Source organism: Microcoleus sp. Pol12B4, assembly GCF_036701385.1.
Lineage (GTDB): Bacteria > Cyanobacteriota > Cyanobacteriia > Cyanobacteriales > Microcoleaceae > Microcoleus.
Window position 1 is genome coordinate 1 of sequence record NZ_JAUBQR010000005.1, and the last position, 1,911, is coordinate 1,911.

The 1,911-nt window shown below is 45.3% G+C and carries 4 protein-coding genes; 1 reads left to right on the forward strand and 3 read right to left on the reverse strand.

Features of this window, described 5'->3' with window-relative positions:
• The first annotated feature begins 112 nt into the window (after positions 1–112).
• Positions 113–544 (forward strand): response regulator, encoded by a 432-nt coding sequence (locus QUA38_RS01605; RefSeq protein WP_333158618.1) that lies wholly within the window; start codon positions 113–115, stop codon positions 542–544.
• On the opposite strand, the gene QUA38_RS01610 is transcribed toward QUA38_RS01605, so the two are convergent.
• The 3 genes from QUA38_RS01610 to QUA38_RS01620 form a co-directional block, all read right to left on the reverse strand.
• The gene (locus tag QUA38_RS01610; protein WP_333158620.1) at positions 513–929 is read right to left on the reverse strand and encodes a DUF2294 domain-containing protein; all 417 of its coding nucleotides are present in this window, start codon (positions 927–929) and stop codon (positions 513–515) included. The two genes, QUA38_RS01605 and QUA38_RS01610, sit on opposite strands and share 32 nt — an antisense overlap.
• Positions 930–1,037: 108 nt before the next feature.
• Complete coding sequence (locus tag QUA38_RS01615) at positions 1,038–1,415, reverse strand: BON domain-containing protein (RefSeq protein ID WP_333158622.1); 378 nt, start codon at positions 1,413–1,415, stop codon at positions 1,038–1,040.
• 265 nt (positions 1,416–1,680) lie between these two features.
• Positions 1,681–1,911 (reverse strand): alpha amylase C-terminal domain-containing protein (locus tag QUA38_RS01620; RefSeq protein WP_333158624.1); only part of this gene is annotated, 231 nt, incomplete at its 5' end.

The window sequence follows — 1,911 nt, forward strand, 5'->3', positions numbered from 1 at the left end:
ATACGAGCCAATCTGTTTCAAGTGCCGCAGCGCCACTTGAAGAATGCCTCGGAGACAACTTTTTTGATCGTTTCGCTCGGCATTTATGAACTACCCTCATTGGAACAATAAATTGGAATCCTCGTCTTTCACTAGCGGTCAACCCCGGGTTGACAAGCGTCCTTTAGTGTTGGCTGTAGACGACAATCCGGACAACTTAGAGCTGCTGACACAAATACTCGATTTATTCGGCTGCGAGTGCGTGGGAGCAGTTGACGGGTACGCTGCTCTTTCAGCAGCAGTCGATCGACAGCCCGACCTAATCGTACTCGACATTTGCCTGCCGGATATAGACGGTATGGAGGTAGTAAAGCGCGCCCAACAAAACCCCGATCTCAGAGATATTCCGATTGTTGCTGTCACAGCACTAGCAAAACCCGAAGACCGCGCTCGAATTCTCGAAGCAGGCTGCGTGGAATACCTTTCCAAACCTTTTAACATCAAAGATTTAGAAACAGTTATCCGCCAGCACATCAACTCTCCAATGCTTTTGGTTGAGTTTTAGATTTATAGTTAGAATCACGAACTTGAGGTGCAGAGTCCAAAATTGCGATCGTTCCAGTGCGGCCAGTCTCCAAGGTCGCATCGCGGAGCAAATCAGTGACTCCAACGCCCAAAACCTTTTGGATTAATTCTTTCAGTGGCAATTCCAGAACAGATTCTAACTGTGTCCGCACCTCCAACGCCAAATCTTTCTGACCGTTCTGAGCCAGCAGTTTTTCGGGTTGAGTAAGCCCATTTTCGACAACAATTATCAATTTGTTATCCAAAAGATTGCAGAGCGCCTGAGTCGTTGGGTGTCCGAGTTGAGAGCGGTACAAAGCTTGAATTCCCTGCGAAAGAGCCCGTTCTAATTTTCCCCGAGTAGGTTCTAAGGTGTCCCCTGTCATATTTTTTATTGAAACCATGAGATATAAAAAAGACTGGTAGGAGTTAACAGTTAGCAGTAAAGTTAACACTTAACTCGTAAATGCTAACTGTTAGAAATAACCATCGCTTTAGCCGACAGTAACTTGATTAGTTTCCACCCCAGTTGCACCCTTAACACCTTTAGCAATTGTCACCAACTTGTTGACAATTTCCTGACTGGGAACTGTACCTTTGAGAACCACAGTAGTCCCAAGTTGCGCTACATAAACAGTCTCAATATCGGCAACATCTGGATTTGCATCGAAAGCCTGAGCCACCCGTTTAGCTAAGCCGTTTTGATCGTATTCTCCATTCAATCCCATGCGTTCCGGTGGGATTGTCTGAGCGCTCGCAGCAGGTTGAGCTTGAGCTTGAGATTGAGCTACAGGTGCTTGGTAAGCAGGAGCGTCAACAGTTTCTTGATTTTCAAGTTTTTCTAAACCAAACAATCTTTTTAGCCAGCCCATAGAGTTTGTCCTCCGACAAAGTTTGTGTTAATTGACGTGTTAATTCACGGTTAGCAAGTCGCCCTGTAATTGTTATTCTCAATACCAGGAATTACGATCGCACTCTTGGATGCAGAAACCGAGTTTTTTTACAAAAAAGTATCGTTACAGCAATCCACCTAGGTAGAAAAACCCAGTTTGTTGAGTTTGGTGCGCCCGTCTTAAATACAATTTACTGTTGTACAACTGGGCCGTTCATCTGCCTGGAGACATAATTCTTCGGCTATCAAACAAATACTTGCGCTGACCATTCCGGCAAATCAAACTTAAACCCTTCTTCCCCAACTTCTACGACTTTGTTGTACATCCACTCGTGCCAAGTTCCTGCCGCCGGAAACTTAGGAATGCAGTAACCAGATAGATAAGTATCCGAAAAATTAGCGACAACTACTGCTCGCGTTCCCTCATCACTCCAGCGATAGTAAGCCAGCACTTTGGCTTCGGGATTTTCGTGGAT

What these genes read in the sequence shown, in the direction of transcription:
- QUA38_RS01610 (WP_333158620.1), bottom strand. Translation starts at nt 929, where the DNA reads ATGACAGGGGACACCTTAGAACCTACTCGGGGAAAATTAGAACGGGCT.
- QUA38_RS01615 (WP_333158622.1), bottom strand. Translation starts at nt 1,415, where the DNA reads ATGGGCTGGCTAAAAAGATTGTTTGGTTTAGAAAAACTTGAAAATCAA.